A 17,338-nucleotide genomic window follows, 5' to 3' on the forward strand; every position below is an offset into this window, starting at 1 on the left:
AGACCCATGCCCGACACCAAGGCAAAAACCACCGACGACAAGGTCATCAAGAGCGAGGAGCAGTGGCGGCGCGAGCTGACGCCGATGCAGTACGCAGTGCTGCGCGAGAAGGCGACCGAGCGTCCCTTCACGGGCGAATATGAGCACGACCCCCGTGCCGGCACCTATGTCTGCGCCGGCTGCGGCAATGTGCTGTTCGAATCCGATGCCAAGTTCGATTCCGGCTGCGGCTGGCCGAGCTTCACCCAGCCCTCCGTCGAGAGCCATATCGACGAGGAGCGCGACGTGAGCCACGGCATGATCCGCACCGAGGTGCTGTGCTCCAAGTGCAGCGGCCATCTCGGCCATGTCTTCCCGGATGGTCCCGGGCCGACCGGGCTGCGCTACTGCATCAACTCGGCGGCGCTGAAGCTCGAGCCGAAATAATATTACGCGCCATCGGGTTCCATGATGGAACCCGATGGCACTCATATGGTTTTCTCTCCTGGCGGTGCGGCCGATGCGCACAGTCCGGCGGCCGCCAGGGAGGATGCCATGACGCTTGGGACCATCCTGATCATCCTGGTGATCATCTATCTCTTGGGCGGCTGGTCCGGCCGGATCGGCGGCTACGGCTATGGCATGGGCCATTCCGGCATGGGGATCGGCGGCGTCGTTCTGGTGGTGCTGATCGTGCTGCTGCTTCTTGGCAAACTGTAAACCATACAAGTATTTGAAATTACTTGATTTATCGCGCCTGCGGGGCTGCCATGCATGGATTCATCATCTCCCATCGCAGGGGTCGCAATTTTGTCAAATCGGCCTATATTAGTGGGCGAAAATGACATGTGCGGCGGGCCCGCTCGATTGCGGCCCCTGCCCTCCCAAACCCCACGCGCTTAAAGCCCCAGAGAAGATCACGAGGTCTTTGACCATGCGTCCACTGCGTCCGTTCAACTTCAACACTTCCGCCGAACTGTTCCCCGCCGCGATCCGCAAAAAGAAGCGCGCGGGCTTCACCTATCGCCGGTTCGGCACCGCGGCCGAAGCCGTGCAGTTCGCGATGGAGCAATTGCCGACGGATTCGCTGAACGGCGCCTATCTCCAGGTCGAGGAAGCGCGCTTCGACCAGAACGGCATCCGCTCGCTCTATGAGAGCGAAGCCTTCCCGCTGCCCCGCCGTCCCAAGCCGGCGCCTGCCGAGACCGACGCCGACGCGGCGTAAGTTATTCGCAAAACTTCGATGTGCGCAGGAGCGCGATGGCCTGGAGGTCATCGCGCTTTTTGCTTTTGGGGGCGATGGTTGCTTTCATCCGTCATGGCCGGGCTTAGCCGTCCGAAGGACGGCGTCGCTTCCGCTCGCCTATGTCCCGGCCATCCACGCCTTGCCTAGCGGAACGAAGAACGTGGATGCCCGGGACATCTAGCGCGAAGACGCGCTTCGCGCTTCTGCCCGGGCATGACGACCAATACTGAATGCGGAAACAGAGCCTACATCCGCGGCTGCTTGTCGAGCCAGCGGCGCAGCAGGCGCACGTTGCGCATGTTGGCGCGGAACATGACGTCGAAGGCATCGCCGGCGAACGGCACCATGCCGACCACGCCGTCGACCGCGACATTGCCGAGCATGCGCGCGGTGATGTACCAGGGCGCGCCCAAGGCGCGCGCCTCGCGCACCAGCCACAGCGAGATCGCGGTGGTGATGATGTCGCCGATGACGGGGATAAGCCCGATCAGCCCGTCGATGCCGTAGCGGATATTGGTGCCGGGCAGGATGAAGGCGACGTCGAGTAGCTTTGCGATCGCCTCGAGCCGCGCGATGCGCTGCTCGCGGGTGAGATTGCCGAATGGACTACCGGTGAATGGATTGTCCTTGCCGAACTCGAAGCGAAACTCGCGAAAGCCCTGGTCGAGCGTCTCGGGGCGGATCTCATGCCCCTCCTGGTCGATGATCGGCCCGCGCGCCTCGCGGTCCGAAAAACGCGCGCGCGAGCGCTCGCCCGAACGGGATTTGCGCGGAGCAAGGATGTCGTCGTCGGACATGGTCATGGTCTCTGGAGAACGCGCCATCGCGGCGAGGGTTGCTGCACCGCGCCCAAAAGGCCGCGTGCTCAGGTCGGGGCCGCCGCCGGCCGCGGCTCCTCGACATATCTATGCACAAGCCAGGACGAAAGCACCGCCGGCACGAACCCGACCAGGCCGTACAGGATGAACTGAACCGCGCCGGAATCCGGCCCGCGCGAGCTGTAGGTCAGCGAGGCCAGCACGAAGGCGAACAGGCCGACCAGGAGCATGCGCACGACCGGGCCGATCCGCCTGACATGGAGCAGGATGTCGTCGACCGCGCCGATCATCAGCGAGGGCAGGAAGCCGAACAGGTAGCTGTATTGCAGGGTCTTGAAGAACACCACGAACAGCTTGCCGACCTCGCCGAGATTGGTCTGGGCCCAGTAGCCGGACTGGTAGGTGGTGGTCAGCAGCAGCAGGAATCCGCCGACGAACGGACCGACCAGCGCAAACACCAGATAGCGTTTCATCGAACACCCTCGTTACTCCACCCCCGTTATAGCAGCGCCGCGGGAACCTTGAACAGCGGGCGCGGGCGCTGCCTCGAGGGGGAACAAGTGGCAAGGCGCCGAGTTCAGACAGGACCTGAAACATTCCTGCCGGATTGGAGCCGCCGATGTCCCGCAAACTTGTTCTGGCGACGATCACGCTGGTCGCCATGAGCGGCCTATCCGCCGCTCTTGCACAAGGCCACATGGGCACGCAGCAAGAGCAGAACGCCTGCTCGCGGGACGCATCGCGGCTCTGCCGCAAGGACCTCGGCAATGACGGCGCGGTGCAGAGCTGCCTGCAGGCCAACCGCGCCAAGCTGTCGCGCGCCTGCGCCAAGGTCTTCCAGAGCCACGGCATGTGAGGATCGCGCCCCCGCGGAGATCGGAGACGTCAGACATGCTGCGCGACGAACAACTCTCGATCCTCAGGGACATCAGCCAATCCGTTGCCTTCGCCGATGACCGGCACGGCAAGATCGGCGAGCTGATCGCCGACGGCTACGTGATGAAGGACGGCGATCTGTTCGAGCTCACGCCAAAGGGCATCAGCGCCGTCGAGGAACACGCGGCTGCGCTCGGCGCTGATGACGCGGACGAAGCGAGCGCATCGTCCGATCGGGTCTGACCGCGCGTTGCTGCTTTCCGCGTGACGCGCGCGCAACAATCGCGAATTCCTTCACGTTGACCATTGCAGCTGCGTGACAATGGCGCATACTCGAATCGGGCGGCGCAGCACTTTTCGATTCGGACATCAGGAAATCGAGCGACTACATGCGGGAGCAGGCTCCCGGCGTGAAGGCTGTGACATGCGGCAGATCAAGCCGCGTGCGGCGCCCCAAAATCAAAATGGCTCAAGCCCTAGGGAACTCGGGGACGTATCTGCATGTCACGCTATCACACCATCGTTTCGCTGTTGGCCTTCACCGCCGCCATCGCACTCCAGACATCACCCGGCCTCGCCTTCTCGTCGGAAGCACAGCAGATGTGCTCCGCCGACGCGATGCGGCTGTGCTCCAGTGAAATCCCTGACATCCCCAGGATCACTGCCTGCATGGTCCGGAACAAGTCGCATGTCAGCCCCGGCTGCCGCGCCGTGATGGACCGCGAGCACGCGGCGGCCGCAGCCGCGCGCAAGCGGGAAGCTGCGGCGCAATAAGCGCTCGGCCGCCGACAGCCTCGAACAGCGGCGGGTGCGACAACGCGCTCGCCGCGTGCTCGACGTCACGGGAACCATTGTTGGGTTCCCGACATTGATCCGTTTCGAACGAGCATCGGAGGGGATCATGGCTTCACGGACATGTGGAACGCTGGTCGCGATCGTCCTTGCCGGCATCGTCACGCCGGCCCTTGCGCAAGGCACGAGCGGAGCTGCCGCCGGCTCGGGCGGTACCGGTTCCGCGAGCGCCGCTGCTGCAGCGGGTTCGACGGGCGCCTACGGGAACGGGGCCTATGGGGCGGGTGGCTACGGCGCATACAGCGGAACCAACACCATCAGGCCGGCGACCAATTTGGGAATAACCGGCGGCACCGTCGGAACCACAGGCCGCACGACGGGAACCACCACAGGCCCAATCTTCACGCCAAGGAAGGCGACGAACTATTTCGTGCCGTCCGATCCATCGCTCGTTGGTCCAAGCGCGACGGCGTCCGCTCAGAGGAGTACGGCCATCAACGGTTCGAACACGGCACCGGGAGCGGATCAATCAACGGGCGCCGTCGGCGCGGCCGGTGTCGGCGTCGGTCATACCGCCAACGGGCAGCCGATCGGCAGCTCCGGCTCGGGCCTTGGCTCTCCCGAGAATCCGATCGGCTCGACGTCGAGGTGATGGGCTAATCGCCCCACTGCGCGAAGGCGTCGTTGAAGGCGCGCTCGCCGGGGGCGCCCTTCTCGATGGCGATGATGGCGCGGCGCTGGTTGGCGTAGACCAGCGGCACGTCGAACCATGAGCGCTCCTTCAGGAGCTGGACGTTGCGGGCGCGGTCGGCATCGACGTTGGAGAGGCCGACCAGGAAGAAGCCGTCGGTGACCTTGACCGCGAGGCCGGCGAGCGGCGTGCCGCGCGCCTGCTCGTTCGACTTCATCAGGATGCCCGGCACGTTGGAGACGCTGCCGCCCGGGAAATCCGGCGGCAGGATGAAGGTCAGCTCCGCGGTGTGGCTCGCCGGCAGCGAGGAGTCGGTGTTGCGGCGGAACGACATCGTCATCTTGAACTTGCGGTCAGGAATCTCGATGTCGGCGCGCACGGCGACGTCGGCCTTCTGGTTGCCCGACGCCTTGATCGGCTCGAGCCGCCACACCACCGAGCCGACATATTGCTTGCCCTTCGGATCGGACGGATCCTCGTCATAGAGCACGACCTTCTGCGCCACCGGCGCAACCGGCTGGTCGCTGGCCGAAGGCTGGCCGACGCGATCCGGAATCTTCGGCTTGCTCTGCGGCTGCGACGAATCCTTCGGCGCCTCCACCACCTGGGTCGGTGAGGACTTGAACAGATTGGTCGCGGTCTGGACCAGCTGCTTGCCCCAGAGGATGCCGGCGCCGACCAGGATCAGCACGATGCCGACAGCGATCGCGCTCTTGAACGGGAACATCGAGCCGGTGCGGGCGCGCTTCTTGGCCTCGCGCTCGGGCGCGATGCGCGGACGCGGCGATGGCGGCTGCGGCGCGTAGCGCTCGGCCTCCTCGATCGACTCGTCGTAGGAATAGGGCGCGTCCTGCTCGCCGGCGCGGTTTTCCAGGCTCGGCTCCAGCCGGTCGAATTCCGGCGAGGGCGAGGGCACGTTGGCGTAGGTGCGGCGCGCGGCGCGATTGGCCTGCGCGGCGGCGCCGCCGAGATCGTTGGCGTCCGCGGTGATGTCGCGGAAGCCGCGCACGCCCGGCGCTGGCGGCAGCGGCGGCGGGGGTCCGATGTCCGGCGGACGGCGCCCGCCGGCACGATCGCGCCCGGCCTGCGCAGGCGCCGGCGGCTCCGGCATCGGTGGAGCGGGGGGACCCGGCTGGCGCGGGGCGTCGAAACGCGGCGCCCGCGGCGGACGCTGGGCATCGCCCTGGTCATCGACGTTGAAGGACGGACGATCTGCCCGCGGCGGTGGCGGGGCCGGACGGGTGCGCGGCGGGGCACCGGGCTGAGGTGCGGCCGGATTGCCCTCGGCGGCGCGGGTGCTGGCTCTCCGGAACGCATCGCCACTGCCGCCACGCCCACCGCCGCCCCCGCCGGGGCGGGAGGCCTCGCGGGCGCGCTGGGCGGCCTCCGATTCGACCTTGCGAACCGCCTCTTCCAGCGACAGCCGTTCGCGGGTGATCTCGGACTCGGAGAGCGGCGGCTGCACGCTGCGCAGCTGCGCGATCAGCGCCGTGCGCGCGCGCTCATAGAGCGCGCGACGGCTCTCGCCGGGAGCGTTCGGGTCCAGGGCAGCAATAGCGCGGGCGATCAGCGGATAGTAATCAGCCATTTCTACTCAACTATACGCGCGTCCCGGTAAGATTTCGTTAAGCCTCAAACGGATTTTGCACCAGGATAGTATCTTCACGTTCGGGGCTGGTGGAAAGCAGCGCCACCGGGCACCCCACCAATTCCTCGATCCGGCGGACATATTTGATGGCCTGGGCCGGCAACTGTGCCCACGACCGTGCATTGGCCGTCGGCTCCTTCCAACCCTCGATGGTCTCGTAGATCGGCTCGACCCGGGCCTGGGCGCCCTCGCCGGCCGGGAAATGGTCGATCTCCTTGCCGTCGAGCTTGTAGCCGGTGCAGACCTCGATGGTGTCGAAACCGTCGAGGATGTCGAGCTTGGTCAGCGCGAGGCCTGTGATGCCGCAGGTCCGCACGGTCTGGCGGACCAACACGGCGTCGAACCAGCCGCAGCGGCGCTTGCGCCCGGTATTGACCCCGAACTCGCGGCCCCTGCGGCCGATCTCCTCGCCGATCTCGTTCAGCAGCTCGGTCGGGAACGGGCCCTGACCGACGCGGGTCGTATAGGCCTTGCAGATGCCGAGCACGTAGCCGACCGCGCTCGGGCCAAGGCCCGTTCCGGTCGCAGCCTGCGCCGCCACCGTGTTGGACGAGGTGACGTAAGGGTAGGTGCCGTGGTCGACGTCGAGCAGCGCGCCTTGCGCGCCTTCGAACAGGATGCGCTTGCCGGCGCGCCGCTCGGTGTCGAGCAGGCGCCAGACGGTCTCCGCATAAGGCAGCAGCTGCGGCGCCAGCGCGCTCAGCTCCTTCAGGATCTCGTTGCCGTCGAACTCCGGAAGGTTGAGGCCGCGACGCAGCGCGTTGTGGTGCGCCAGCAGCCGGTCGATCTTGTGCGGAAGCGTGTCGAGATCGGCAAGGTCCATCAGGCGGATCGCACGGCGGCCGACCTTGTCCTCATAGGCAGGTCCGATGCCGCGACGCGTGGTGCCGATCGCGGTCGCCGAATTGGACGATTCACGAAGCGCATCGAGCTCGCGGTGCAGCGGCAGGATCAGGGTCACGTTCTCAGCGACGCGCAGATTCTCCGGGCCGACCGCGACGCCCTGGCCGCGCAGCTTGGTCACCTCGTCGAGGAAGGCCTGCGCATCGAACACGACGCCATTGCCGATCACCGACAGCTTCGACGAGCGCAGCACGCCGGAGGGCAGCAGCGCGAGCTTGTAGGTCTCGCCATTGATGACCAGCGTATGGCCGGCATTATGGCCGCCCTGGAAGCGCGCGACGATATCCGCCTGCTCCGACAACCAGTCGACGATCTTGCCCTTTCCTTCGTCGCCCCACTGGGCGCCGACGACGACAACATTGGCCATTCGCGGGTAATCCTTCGAAGATTTCTCTGTAGGTGGCACGATCCAAACGGAAAACCGGAATCCGCTTTTCCTAAGATCGCGCCTAGCGCCCAGCCCAATTCCCGGCCCAAGGCCGTTCGCACGCGAGGCAGCCCCACCGGATAAAGGAAGCGGCCCCTCTAGGCAAGCAAGAACGGGGCTTTTTCGCGGCTCGAAAGCCCTTCCAAGCCTTTGATATACCCTTAAAATCTCGCAACCTTGGCGGCCGGCGCCATGGCTTCGACCAAAGCGTGAGAAGCCGCCTTCGTCGCTGCATGGTCGCGATGCATCCGCCCCCCGTTGATGCAACCGCGATTTCCGTGTCTTTGAGCCAGGCCGGGCTATCAGCCAGCCTGGACAGCGCCGGGCCGGGGCCTCGGCGCATGACGCGGGGCCATAGCAATCACAATGACCGCCACCGGGCAGACCACAGGCGCGGAGACCTCCGGCCACAACTGGATCGCCAACCAGCCTTACCTGCTGCTCAGCATCACCGCGCTGTGTTGGGCCGGCAATGCCATCGTCGGGCGTCTGGCCGCCGGCCACATCCCGCCGGTGACGCTGTCGTTCCTGCGCTGGACCTTCGCCTTCCTGATGGTGCTGCCGTTCGCCTGGAAGCACCTCGCCCAGGACTGGCCCGCGATCCGGGGGCGGCTCGGCCTGATGATCACGCTCTCGATCATCGGCATCGGCGCCTTCAACACGCTGCAATATTGGGCGCTGGAGCATACCCAGGCGCTCAACACGCTGCTGCTGCAATCGGCCGCGCCGCTGCTGGTGGCGCTGTGGTCGCTCGCCATCCTCGGCGTCCGCCTCACCGCAGGCCAGGCGTTCGGCGTGCTGCTGTCGATGTGCGGCGTGCTGACCATCCTGCTGCATGGCGATTTCACCGCGCTGTCGAACATCGCGTTCAACAAGGGCGATCTCATCTTCATCGTCGCGCTGATCATCTTCGCGCTGTATTCGGTGCTGACCCTGAAGCGGCCGCCGATGCACGGCCTGTCGTTCCTCGCCTTCACCTTCGGCGCCGGCGCCGCCTGTCTCATTCCGCTCGAGATCTGGGAATTGTCCGCGCGCCCCGTCATGAAGCTCGACGGGCCGAACCTCTTGACGCTGTTCTATGTCGCCGTGTTCCCGTCGACGCTCGCCTACCTCTGCTTCAATCGTGGCGTCCGCCTGATCGGCGCCAACCGCGCCGCGCCGTTCTTCCACGTCGTGCCGGTGTTCGGCTCGATCATGGCGATGGCGTTCCTCGGCGAGCACCCGCAGGCGTTCCACTTCATTGGATTTGCGCTGGTGCTGTCGGGCGTGTTCGTGGCGTCGCGGAAGCAGACGACGTAAGATCGCCCTCAGATATAACGCGCGGCGCCCATGCAGAGCGCGGTGATGCCGAGCAGCCCCGCCGCCACGCGCTGCGCGGTCGCAATGCGCGAACGCACGCCCTGGAGATCGCCGGTGCCACGACGCAAGGTGATCACTGCGCGAGGGCCGATCGCCGCCTGAACGCCGACGGCGATCAATGCGCACACCGCGCCGAGCGCCAGCACCTGCTCCGTCGTGCCGAAGCTGCCGGCATGAACGAGATGGCCGAGATAGCCTCCGGTCACGATTGCGATCGTGGCTGCGCCAAGCTGTGGAAAGACGAGTTGCTCCCCACCGGCAGCGCCGGTGCGCGCCAGTGCGAAGCTTGATCCCGCCCAGAACACGGACGACAACACATGAAGCGACAGCGCGATCACGAGGGCAGTCTGCATGGCAAGCTCCGGCTTTCCAATTTTAATATACATTATGTATAGTCAATTTATGGACACCGCAAGGCCGTGACGAAGCGCAACTACGTCAGCCCGGCGAGGGCCTCTGCGGCCGCGGAGACGCGCGAGCGCATCATCGCAGCCGGCGCGCGTCTGTTGCGCAAGGACGCCGGCATCGCGAACTTCTCCCTCGACGTCGTGGCGAAGGCGGCCGGCGTCACGCGGCTCACCGTCTACAACCAGTTCGGATCGCGGGGCGGCTTGCTGGAAGCCGTGTTCGACCACATTGCCCGCGAGGGCGGCCTGTTCGAGCTGGCCGAGGTGATGACCATGGCGGACCCGCGCGCCGCGCTCGACCGCGTGGTCGCGATCTTCTGTCGATTCTGGTCGCACGATCCTGCCATTGGCGGGCTCAATCAGGCGATCGCGACCGATCCCGAATTCGGCGACTCGCTGCGCGAACGCAACGAACGCCGGCGCGAGCTGCTAACCGGGCTGTTGCCGCGGATCGTCGGCAAGCAGGCCGCAAAGGGCGCCGTGCAGGATGCGGTCGATCTGATCTTCGTGCTGACGAGCTATCCGACCTTTGCGGCGCTGAGCCGGCAGCGATCGGTGGAAGATGTCTGCCGCCTGTTGCAGAAGGCGTGTCGGGACGCCGTGGATGCGCTGGCGGAGGAGCGGAGGAAATGAGGGTATTGCGGCGCCGCCTCTTCTTCCTTCTCCCCTTGTGGGAGAAGGTGGCATAGGCGGCCTTTGGCCGCCGTTCCTGAGAACGCCGAAGCAGAGCTTCGGCTATGGCGCCGGATGAGGGGTCTCTCTCCGCGTATTCAATGAGAGTTGGATTCGCTGAGAGAGACCCCTCACCCGTCTCGCCGCTGTCGCGGCGAGCCACCCTCTCCCACAAGGGGAGAGGGGAAGAAGCGCCCCCCGCGACTGACATCGCTATTTCGTCTTGAACTTGCTGTAGGCCTCGCTCGTCGCGATGATGACGTGCTCGGCGCAGGCGTTGACGCGGTGCGGGTCGGCTTCACGCTCGTAAGCCTCGGACGTCATCATGTCCAGGAACGCCGCGACGGTCGGATAATAGACCAGCGCGACGAAATCCCAATCGTTGCCCGCATGCGGGCCGAGCGCGATCGCCTTGGCCTCGCCAGTCCACTGCAGCGTGCCGCCGCGCGTCTTGATCATCGGCACTGTCACCGCGCTGTAGCGGAGATAGGCATCCCAGCCCGAACCGTCGCCATCGCGCGAGCGCGCGTGGAAACGCATCAGGTTCAGCATCACCACAGGCGCGTTCCGGTCGAGCCGTTCCAGGCCTTCGATGTTCAACATATTAACCGCCAATGACACCTCCTCGGCTGGTGCGCGCATTGTAGCATTGCGGCGGCGTGACTTGTGCCGTGACGGCGGTCCGGCGCAAGCTCGTATCCAACGCCCATGACGATCGCTTCGCCCGCGCCACCGGCCGCCAATCCGGCCAGCTGGCTCAACAACCAGCCTTATCTGCTGCTCAGCCTGAGCTCGCTGTTCTGGGCCGGCAACATCGTGCTCGCGCGCCATGTCGGCGCGCATGTGCCGCCGCTGACGGTGACCACGATCCGCTGGTTCGGCGTGTTCCTGATCCTGCTGCCATTCGCCTGGCCGCATCTGAAGCGCGACTGGCCCGCCCTGCGCGCGAGCCTTCCCTTGATGCTGTTCCTGTCGCTGGTCGGCTTTGCCTTCAACAACGCGATCTCGTACTGGGCGATGCAGTACACGGAGGCGCTGAACGCGCTGCTGATCCAGTCGGCAGGTCCCCTGTTCGTGGCGCTGTGGTCGCTGGTGCTGTTCGGCGTGCGGCTGACCGGCGGACAGTTCGCCGGCATCGCGATCTCGCTGCTCGGCGTGCTGATCATCATCCTGCGCGGCGATCTCGCCGCCCTCGCCGGCATCAGCTTCAACAGGGGCGACCTCATGTTCGCCTCCTCGCTGGTGGCGTTCGGACTCTACTCCGCCTTCATCCCGCGACGGCCGAAGATCCACCAGCTCTCCTTTCTCTCCTTCACCACCTGCTGCGGCGCGACGATGCTGCTGCCGGCCGCGATCTGGGAGACCTGGAGCGGCAGCGTGCTGCAATTCGACACCGTGACGCTGATGACGCTCGGCTACATCCTGATCTTCCCCTCGACGCTCGCCTATCTCTTCTTCAACCGCGGCGTCGCGCTGATCGGCCCGAACCGCGCCGCGCCGTTCTTCCATCTGGTGCCGGTGTTCGGCTCGGCGATGGCAATCCTGCTGCTCGGCGAAAAGCTGCAGCCGTTTCATCTGATCGGCTACGCCCTGGTGCTCGCCGGCGTCGTGATCGCCTCGCGCCAGGGCTCTGCGGTGAAGTAATTCCGCGCCGCGGGCGACAAACTCCCGCCTTCCGATTTGAGCGAAGAGAAGCTAGGTTCCCCGCCAACGAAAAAAGAGGGAACGTCCGCACATGCTGTCATCACTGATCCGGGCCCTGCGCATCGCCGGCGCGGCTCTGTTTTGCCTCGCCGCCGCATCCGCCGCGCAGGCCGATACCTGGCCGAGCCGCAACATCACGCTGGTGCTGCCGTTTGCCGCCGGCAGCGGCACGGACACCACGACGCGGCTGATCTCGCAGCATCTGTCGCAGGCGCTCGGCGTCGGCATCGTGATCGAGAACAAGGCCGGCGCCAACGGCATGATCGCCGCGACCTATGTCGCGCGCGCCGCGCCCGACGGCTACACGCTGCTGGTGACGACCAACACGACGCATTCGGCCAATCCCTATCTGCTCAAGAGCCTGACCTACGACCCCGTCAAGGATTTCACGCCGATCGCGCGCACCGGCGATCTGCCCTTCATGCTGGTCATTCACCCCGACGTGCCGGCCAAGAGCGTCGCCGAGCTCGTCGCCTACGGCAAGGCCAATCCGGGCAAGCTGAGCTACGCCTCGGGCTCGTCCTCGGCGATCGTGTCGGGTGCGACCTTTGCGCACAATGCCGGGCTCGACCTGCTGCACGTGCCCTACAAGAGCTCGCCGCCGGCGCTCAACGACGTCATGGGCGGCCGCGTCTCGATGATGTTCGTGGACATCCTCACCGGCCTGCCCCACGTCCAGGGCAACGCGCTGCGCGCGCTCGCCGTCACCACCAAGGACCGCACGCCGCTGATCCCGAACCTGCCCTCGATGCAGGAAGCCGGCGTGCCTGATTTCGACATCTCCTCATGGCAGGGCTATTTCGGCCCCGCAGGCATGCCCAGGGAGATCGTGACACGGCTCAATGCCGAGATCCGCAAGATCGTCGAGAAGCCGGAGATCAAGGCCCAGCTCGCCACGCTGGGCATGGATGCGTTCTCGGGCACGCCGGAGGAGCTCGGCACGTTCGTGAACGAGCAGCTTGTGCTGTGGGAACGGCTGATCCGCGACGCGGGGATCGAGAAGCAGTAGGGTTCTAGGAAGGTGTCATCGCCCGCGAAGGCGGGCGATCCAGTATTCCGAGACGGCAGTGATTGACCCGATGGGCCGCGGCGTACTGGATGCCCCGCCTTCGCGGGGCATGACAGCAAGTTCAAAAAAGAAAAAGTTGGGCAGGTCGCTTTGCGTCTTTGCCCACCCTACGAATTCGGCATTCTCCGTCATGGCCGGGCATAGCCGTTCGAAGGACGGCGTCGCTTCCGCTCGCCTATGTCCCGGCCATCCACGCCTGTCCGCGGATGAGGTGCTCAAGAACGTGGATGCCCGGGACAAGCCCGGGCATGACGTCGTGGTTGGTAGCAGTACTCGCGCGTTGAGCTACGCCGCACGAACCTTGGCGAGGAAGCTGTCCACCGCGCTGCGCAGGGCGCCGGACTGGCTGTCCAGCTCGCGGGCGTTGGTGAGCACGTCGCCGGCCGCCGCGCCGGTCGCTTCCGCGGCCGAGGTGACGCTGCCGATATTGGCGTTGATCTCGCTCGAGCCGGCCGCGACCGACTGGATGTTGCGGGCGATCTCGCGGGTGGCTTCGCCCTGCTGCTCGATCGAGGCGGAGATGCCGGCGGTGATCTCGCTCATCTCGGCAATCGTCTGCGTGATGCCGGTGATGGCCGCAACCGCGTCGCTGGTCGAGGTCTGCATCGCCGCCACTTGCGCCGAGATCTCCTCGGTCGCCTTCGCGGTCTGGTTGGCGAGCGCCTTGACCTCGGAGGCGACGACGGCGAAACCGCGGCCGGACTCACCGGCACGCGCCGCCTCGATGGTGGCGTTGAGCGCCAGCAGGTTGGTCTGCGCCGCGATCGAATGGATCAGCTTGACGACCTCGCCGATCTTCTCGGCGCCGGAGGAGAGCACCTGGACGGTGGCGTTGGTGCGCTCGGCATCGTTGACCGCCTTGCTCGCCACTTCGGTCGAGCGGGTGACCTGGCGGGAGATTTCCGCAACCGAGCTCGACAGCTCTTCGGCGGCGGCGGCAACCGTGCCGACATTGCCGGAGGCCTTTTGCGAGGCCGCGCCGACGGTGGCCGCGCGCGAGGAGGCATCGCTCGCGGTCGCGGTCATCGACTGCGCCGTCGACTGCATGCCGGCCGCGGCCGAGGAGACCGAGCGGACGATGCCGTTGACGCTGCGTTCGAAATCGTTGGCAATGCCCTCCATCGCGCTGCGACGTTCCGTCGCGACGCGCTCCTTGGCGTCCGCCTCGGTCTTCTCGAGGTCGCGGATGCGCACTGCGTTGTCCTTGAAGATCTGGACGGTGGACGCCATCGCGCCGACCTCGTCGCCACGGCCAACGCCGGGGATCTCACCCTCGAGCTTGCCGTCGGCGAGATCCTTCATGCGGGCGCCGAGCAACGCGAGCGGACGGCTGATGCTGCGGCCGATCATCCAGGCGACGCTGCCGGCGACGATGACGATGCCGAGCATGGCGAAGCCGAGCATCCAGTAGACCGGTCCCATCTTGGCGTCGATGTCCTCGAGATAGGCGCCGGTGCCGAGATACATCTCGAAGCCGGGGACAGCGACCGCGTAGCCGAGCTTGCGGATCGGCTTCTCCTGGCCGGGCTTCATGTATTCGTAGAAGAGCAGGAGTTCACCGTTGGCCTTGACGCCGTCCATGAACTCGCGGGACAGCTTGCGGCCGTTCGTCTCCACATCCATGCGGTTCTGGCCGATCACCCTCGGATCGGGCGCAATCTGCGTGATGCCGTCATAGCTGGTGCCGAACAGATAGCCGGAGCCCTTGTCGTAAGTCATCGCGCTGCCGTAGCGGCGCAGGTCCGCAAACGCGGCGTCCTTGGTCATCTCGCCGGCATTGACCCGCTTCATCAGCGTCGCGGCATAGTTGCGGGCCAGTTCGACGATCGCCTTGGTCTGGTCGATGCGGGCATTCACCATCTCCTGCTTCATCAGGTACCCGGCCAGAACGCCGGAGATGCACAGACCGAACAGGGTGACGCCGACAAGGATGCCCAGCTTCGGGGCGATCTTCAGATTGCTCAACTTCACGGGATGGCTCCGGCGAGAAAGGGATACGGCAAGCGAGTGAATCGATACAAATTGAATCAACTTTTAGTGTGAGACCTCTTAGCAAGTTACTTACGCGCCTCCGTAGAAGCCCGGAACATGCCGTTGAAATCGGCAAATATCCTCGCAGCGGACAACCGGGAATTGTACGCGCCCGGACCGATTTCGCGTAAAAGACGCAAAGGCCCGCTCAAGAAGGCCGGGTCGCAACAAGAACCGACAAACCAAATCGGGAGCAGGACATGCCGAAATACAGGGTGGTGACGCCGAAGGGCGCGAGCTTCACGGTCGCGGGCAGCGATTATTCCTACGAGCGCGAGGCGCTCGATCCGATCGACGCCGAGATCGTCGAGGCCCCCGCCAACGAGGCCGAGTTCATCGCCGCCGCGAAGACCGCCGACGCCATCTATGCCAAGGGCATCCCGATCACCAAGTCGATCATCGACGCGCTGGACAATTGCAAGGTCATCACGCTCGGCTCGGTCGGCGTCGACAGCGTCGACGTCAAGGCCGCCACCGCCCGCGGCATTCCCGTGACCAACATCCCCGACACCTTCATCGAGGAGGTCGCCGACCACGCCATGATGCTGCTGCTCGCGGGCTTCCGCCGCCTTGTCGAGCAGGATCGCATGGCGCGCGACGGCCGCTGGGCCGAGGGCCGGCCGGCGCTCTTGAAGATCCCCAGGCTGATGGGCCAGACGCTCGGCTTCATCTCGTTCGGCCGTGTCGCCCGCGCGGTTGCGAAACGCGCAGCGCCCTTCGGCCTGCGCATGATGGCCTACGATCCCTTCATCCAGGAGACGCTGATGTACGATCACGGCGTCATCCCGGCGACGCTGAACGAGGTGCTGTCGCAATCCGACTTCGTCTCGATGCACGCGCCGGCAAGACCCGAAGTGCATCACATGCTGACCGAGAAGCACTTCCAGCAGATGAAGAAAGGCTCGGTCTTCATCAACACCGGGCGCGGCGCCACGGTGGACGAGGAGAGCCTGATCAAGGCGCTGCAGGAGGGGTGGATCGCGCATGCCGCGCTCGACGTGCTGGAGAAGGAACCGCCCTCGCACAACAACCCGCTGCTCGGCATGGAGAACGTCACCCTGACCGCCCATGTCGCCTCGGCCTCGGCACGGTTCGACGAGGCGCGCAAGCGCCGCGTGGGCTACGAATTGTCACTGGTGCTTCAGGGCATGTGGCCGGTAAGCTGTGTCAATCCGTCGGTGCTGCAAGACACCGCGCTCCGCCGCTGGCAGCCTGTCAGCATGGATCGCGGACCGAACAGCTAGGCGGACGGCGCGCAAAGGCGCCACAGACGGACGAGACCCTTCACCGGCGATCAACGCCGGGAGGGGACGACAACAGGGAGGAACTGATGAGGAACGACCTTACACGTCGTGACGCCTTGGCGCTGGGCCTGTCCGCCGCAACGCTTGCTGCCACCGGTGCTGCAGCGCAAACATCCACTATCAAAGCTGCCGATGTTCCGGCACCCAAGCTCGAGATCGAGAAGGGCGCATCGCTGCGCATGCTGCGCCCGGTGCGCTTCGTCCAGGCCGACGAGGACGTGTTCCGCGCCAACGCGGCGAAATTCAGCAAGGAGACAGGCGTCGAGGTCAAGGTCGACTTCGTCGGCTGGGAAGACATCAACCAGCAGACCGCGGTGACCTCGAATTCCGGCGCCGGCCCCGACATCATCATCGGCTTCTCCGACGCGCCGCACATCTATATCGACAAGCTGATCGAGCTCACCGACGTCGCCGACTATCTCGGCAAGCGCTATGGCGGCTGGCAGCCGCTGGCGCAACGCTACGGCAAGAAGAACAAGAGCGATGCCTGGATCGGACTGCCGTTCGGCGCCACTGCCGGTCCCCTGATCTACCGCAAGTCGGTCCTGCAATCGGTCGGATTCGACAAGGTTCCGGAAGATCATGCCGGCGTGGTCGACCTGTGCCGCAAGCTCCACAAGGCCGGCAAGCCGGCCGGCTTCGCACTCGGCAACGCCAAGGGCGACGGCAACGGCTTCGCCAACTGGGCGCTGTGGTCGCACAACGCCTCCCTGCTCGACGAGGAGGGCAACGTCACCATCAACAGCAAGGAGACGATCGCCGCGCTGAACTGGGTCAAGGAGCTGTACCCGACCTTCATCGCCGGCACGCCGTCATGGAACGACGTCAGCAACAACCGCGCCTTTTCCTCGCAGGAGATCTCGCTGACGGCCAACGGCGTCTCGCTGTACTTCTCGCTCAAGAACGACCCCGCGACCAAGGCGATCGCCGAGGATAGCGAGCATCAGCTGCTGCCCAAGGGCCTCGCCAAGGTCTCTCCGATGGCCGGCCTGACGCTGAACGCCATGGTGTTCAAGCACAGCCCGTACCCCAACGCCGCAAAAGCCTTCCTGCAGTACATGATGGAAAAGGACCAGTACGAGCCTTGGCTAAATGCCAACTCCGGCTACTGGTCCCAGCCGCTGGCCGCCTATGCCGAGGCGGCCGTGTGGTCGCAGGATCCCAAGGTGAGGCTGTTCAAGGACACGATGAACAGCACCTATTATGACGGCTACAAGGGCCCGATCTCGACCGCGACCGGCGCGGTCAGCGCCGATTATGTGCTGATCCAGATGTGCGCATCCGTCGCAACCGGCGCTGCCACGCCGGAGGCCGCGGCGGCCGAAGCTGAGCAGCGCTGCAAGCGGTACTTCCGGCGGCAGAAGTAGTGCGCGACGATCGAGCCATCGTCATTGCGAGGAGCACGTGACAAA

General features: G+C 65.5%; 20 protein-coding genes. 13 read left to right on the top strand and 7 right to left on the bottom strand.

Annotated elements, in window-relative coordinates; all coding sequences use genetic code 11:
* Window positions 1–6: 6 nt before the first annotated feature.
* From msrB to AAFG16_RS42005, 3 genes are all read left to right on the top strand, one after another.
* Window positions 7–426, top strand: coding sequence for a peptide-methionine (R)-S-oxide reductase MsrB (gene msrB / locus AAFG16_RS41995; RefSeq protein ID WP_283082054.1), 420 nt, complete (start codon window positions 7–9; stop codon window positions 424–426).
* 108 nt (window positions 427–534) lie between these two features.
* The gene (locus AAFG16_RS42000) at window positions 535–699 is read left to right on the top strand and encodes a DUF3309 family protein (protein WP_235543602.1); all 165 of its coding nucleotides are present in this window, start codon (window positions 535–537) and stop codon (window positions 697–699) included.
* A gap of 214 nt (window positions 700–913) precedes the next feature.
* Window positions 914–1,204 carry a hypothetical protein gene (locus AAFG16_RS42005; protein WP_271597491.1) on the top strand — a complete coding sequence of 97 codons (291 nt, stop codon included), beginning with the start codon at window positions 914–916 and terminating at the stop codon, window positions 1,202–1,204.
* A gap of 266 nt (window positions 1,205–1,470) precedes the next feature.
* Here AAFG16_RS42005 and AAFG16_RS42010 read toward each other — a convergent pair whose 3' ends face one another.
* Together AAFG16_RS42010 and AAFG16_RS42015 are read right to left on the bottom strand one after the other, a co-directional pair.
* Window positions 1,471–2,028, bottom strand: a complete 558-nt coding sequence (locus AAFG16_RS42010) for a DUF4112 domain-containing protein (protein WP_283082055.1) — start codon at window positions 2,026–2,028, stop codon at window positions 1,471–1,473.
* 62 nt (window positions 2,029–2,090) lie between these two features.
* Entirely contained in the window at window positions 2,091–2,516 is a 426-nt protein-coding gene (locus AAFG16_RS42015; RefSeq protein WP_283082056.1) for a DUF5413 family protein, read from the bottom strand.
* Window positions 2,517–2,662: 146 nt separating this feature from the next.
* On the opposite strand from AAFG16_RS42015, the gene AAFG16_RS42020 reads away from it, so the two are divergent.
* From AAFG16_RS42020 to AAFG16_RS42035, 4 genes are all read left to right on the top strand, one after another.
* Window positions 2,663–2,899 (top strand): hypothetical protein, encoded by a 237-nt coding sequence (locus AAFG16_RS42020; RefSeq protein WP_283082057.1) that lies wholly within the window; start codon window positions 2,663–2,665, stop codon window positions 2,897–2,899.
* A 35-nt stretch (window positions 2,900–2,934) separates the two neighbouring features.
* Complete coding sequence (locus tag AAFG16_RS42025; protein WP_283082058.1) at window positions 2,935–3,162, top strand: hypothetical protein; 228 nt, start codon at window positions 2,935–2,937, stop codon at window positions 3,160–3,162.
* Between the two features lie 258 nt (window positions 3,163–3,420).
* Entirely contained in the window at window positions 3,421–3,693 is a 273-nt protein-coding gene (locus AAFG16_RS42030; protein WP_283082059.1) for a hypothetical protein, read from the top strand.
* Window positions 3,694–3,820: 127 nt separating this feature from the next.
* Window positions 3,821–4,363, top strand: coding sequence for a hypothetical protein (locus tag AAFG16_RS42035; protein WP_342734765.1), 543 nt, complete (start codon window positions 3,821–3,823; stop codon window positions 4,361–4,363).
* A 4-nt stretch (window positions 4,364–4,367) separates the two neighbouring features.
* Here the strand turns inward: AAFG16_RS42035 and AAFG16_RS42040 are convergent, their stop codons facing one another.
* Together AAFG16_RS42040 and AAFG16_RS42045 are read right to left on the bottom strand one after the other, a co-directional pair.
* Window positions 4,368–5,990, bottom strand: a complete 1,623-nt coding sequence (locus AAFG16_RS42040) for a hypothetical protein (RefSeq protein WP_342734767.1) — start codon at window positions 5,988–5,990, stop codon at window positions 4,368–4,370.
* A 37-nt stretch (window positions 5,991–6,027) separates the two neighbouring features.
* Window positions 6,028–7,320 (bottom strand): adenylosuccinate synthase, encoded by a 1,293-nt coding sequence (locus AAFG16_RS42045; protein WP_342734769.1) that lies wholly within the window; start codon window positions 7,318–7,320, stop codon window positions 6,028–6,030.
* Window positions 7,321–7,746: 426 nt separating this feature from the next.
* Between AAFG16_RS42045 and AAFG16_RS42050 the strand changes: the two genes are divergently transcribed.
* Complete coding sequence (locus tag AAFG16_RS42050; RefSeq protein ID WP_342734771.1) at window positions 7,747–8,679, top strand: DMT family transporter; 933 nt, start codon at window positions 7,747–7,749, stop codon at window positions 8,677–8,679.
* Between the two features lie 8 nt (window positions 8,680–8,687).
* Here the strand turns inward: AAFG16_RS42050 and AAFG16_RS42055 are convergent, their stop codons facing one another.
* Window positions 8,688–9,092, bottom strand: coding sequence for a hypothetical protein (locus AAFG16_RS42055; protein WP_342734773.1), 405 nt, complete (start codon window positions 9,090–9,092; stop codon window positions 8,688–8,690).
* 66 nt (window positions 9,093–9,158) lie between these two features.
* Here AAFG16_RS42055 and AAFG16_RS42060 point away from each other — a divergent pair, with 66 nt between their 5' ends.
* The gene (locus AAFG16_RS42060) at window positions 9,159–9,779 is read left to right on the top strand and encodes a TetR/AcrR family transcriptional regulator (protein WP_342734775.1); all 621 of its coding nucleotides are present in this window, start codon (window positions 9,159–9,161) and stop codon (window positions 9,777–9,779) included.
* Between the two features lie 252 nt (window positions 9,780–10,031).
* Here AAFG16_RS42060 and AAFG16_RS42065 read toward each other — a convergent pair whose 3' ends face one another.
* Window positions 10,032–10,433 (bottom strand): DUF1330 domain-containing protein, encoded by a 402-nt coding sequence (locus tag AAFG16_RS42065; protein ID WP_342734777.1) that lies wholly within the window; start codon window positions 10,431–10,433, stop codon window positions 10,032–10,034.
* Between the two features lie 93 nt (window positions 10,434–10,526).
* On the opposite strand from AAFG16_RS42065, the gene AAFG16_RS42070 reads away from it, so the two are divergent.
* Window positions 10,527–11,462, top strand: a complete 936-nt coding sequence (locus AAFG16_RS42070; protein ID WP_342734779.1) for a DMT family transporter — start codon at window positions 10,527–10,529, stop codon at window positions 11,460–11,462.
* Window positions 11,463–11,553: 91 nt separating this feature from the next.
* Window positions 11,554–12,531 (top strand): tripartite tricarboxylate transporter substrate binding protein, encoded by a 978-nt coding sequence (locus tag AAFG16_RS42075; protein WP_342734781.1) that lies wholly within the window; start codon window positions 11,554–11,556, stop codon window positions 12,529–12,531.
* 345 nt (window positions 12,532–12,876) lie between these two features.
* Here the strand turns inward: AAFG16_RS42075 and AAFG16_RS42080 are convergent, their stop codons facing one another.
* Entirely contained in the window at window positions 12,877–14,562 is a 1,686-nt protein-coding gene (locus tag AAFG16_RS42080) for a methyl-accepting chemotaxis protein (protein WP_342734783.1), read from the bottom strand.
* Window positions 14,563–14,822: 260 nt separating this feature from the next.
* On the opposite strand from AAFG16_RS42080, the gene AAFG16_RS42085 reads away from it, so the two are divergent.
* Together AAFG16_RS42085 and AAFG16_RS42090 are read left to right on the top strand one after the other, a co-directional pair.
* The gene (locus AAFG16_RS42085; protein ID WP_342734785.1) at window positions 14,823–15,866 is read left to right on the top strand and encodes a C-terminal binding protein; all 1,044 of its coding nucleotides are present in this window, start codon (window positions 14,823–14,825) and stop codon (window positions 15,864–15,866) included.
* Window positions 15,867–15,952: 86 nt separating this feature from the next.
* Window positions 15,953–17,293, top strand: coding sequence for an extracellular solute-binding protein (locus AAFG16_RS42090; RefSeq protein WP_342734787.1), 1,341 nt, complete (start codon window positions 15,953–15,955; stop codon window positions 17,291–17,293).
* The last annotated feature ends 45 nt before the right edge of the window (window positions 17,294–17,338 follow it).

The organism is Bradyrhizobium sp. B117 (assembly GCF_038969555.1).
Lineage (GTDB): Bacteria > Pseudomonadota > Alphaproteobacteria > Rhizobiales > Xanthobacteraceae > Bradyrhizobium.

Excerpts from the sequence above, each read along its gene's own strand:
- AAFG16_RS42085 (WP_342734785.1), top strand. The coding sequence starts at position 14,823 with ATGCCGAAATACAGGGTGGTGACGCCGAAGGGCGCGAGCTTCACGGTC.
- AAFG16_RS42035 (WP_342734765.1), top strand. The coding sequence starts at position 3,821 with ATGGCTTCACGGACATGTGGAACGCTGGTCGCGATCGTCCTTGCCGGC.
- AAFG16_RS42070 (WP_342734779.1), top strand. The coding sequence starts at position 10,527 with ATGACGATCGCTTCGCCCGCGCCACCGGCCGCCAATCCGGCCAGCTGG.
- AAFG16_RS42025 (WP_283082058.1), top strand. The coding sequence starts at position 2,935 with ATGCTGCGCGACGAACAACTCTCGATCCTCAGGGACATCAGCCAATCC.
- AAFG16_RS42055 (WP_342734773.1), bottom strand. The coding sequence starts at position 9,092 with ATGCAGACTGCCCTCGTGATCGCGCTGTCGCTTCATGTGTTGTCGTCC.
- AAFG16_RS42040 (WP_342734767.1), bottom strand. The coding sequence starts at position 5,990 with ATGGCTGATTACTATCCGCTGATCGCCCGCGCTATTGCTGCCCTGGAC.
- AAFG16_RS42030 (WP_283082059.1), top strand. The coding sequence starts at position 3,421 with ATGTCACGCTATCACACCATCGTTTCGCTGTTGGCCTTCACCGCCGCC.
- msrB (WP_283082054.1), top strand. The coding sequence starts at position 7 with ATGCCCGACACCAAGGCAAAAACCACCGACGACAAGGTCATCAAGAGC.
- AAFG16_RS42010 (WP_283082055.1), bottom strand. The coding sequence starts at position 2,028 with ATGACCATGTCCGACGACGACATCCTTGCTCCGCGCAAATCCCGTTCG.
- AAFG16_RS42045 (WP_342734769.1), bottom strand. The coding sequence starts at position 7,320 with ATGGCCAATGTTGTCGTCGTCGGCGCCCAGTGGGGCGACGAAGGAAAG.
- AAFG16_RS42050 (WP_342734771.1), top strand. The coding sequence starts at position 7,747 with ATGACCGCCACCGGGCAGACCACAGGCGCGGAGACCTCCGGCCACAAC.
- AAFG16_RS42020 (WP_283082057.1), top strand. The coding sequence starts at position 2,663 with ATGTCCCGCAAACTTGTTCTGGCGACGATCACGCTGGTCGCCATGAGC.
- AAFG16_RS42090 (WP_342734787.1), top strand. The coding sequence starts at position 15,953 with ATGAGGAACGACCTTACACGTCGTGACGCCTTGGCGCTGGGCCTGTCC.
- AAFG16_RS42075 (WP_342734781.1), top strand. The coding sequence starts at position 11,554 with ATGCTGTCATCACTGATCCGGGCCCTGCGCATCGCCGGCGCGGCTCTG.
- AAFG16_RS42005 (WP_271597491.1), top strand. The coding sequence starts at position 914 with ATGCGTCCACTGCGTCCGTTCAACTTCAACACTTCCGCCGAACTGTTC.
- AAFG16_RS42015 (WP_283082056.1), bottom strand. The coding sequence starts at position 2,516 with ATGAAACGCTATCTGGTGTTTGCGCTGGTCGGTCCGTTCGTCGGCGGA.
- AAFG16_RS42000 (WP_235543602.1), top strand. The coding sequence starts at position 535 with ATGACGCTTGGGACCATCCTGATCATCCTGGTGATCATCTATCTCTTG.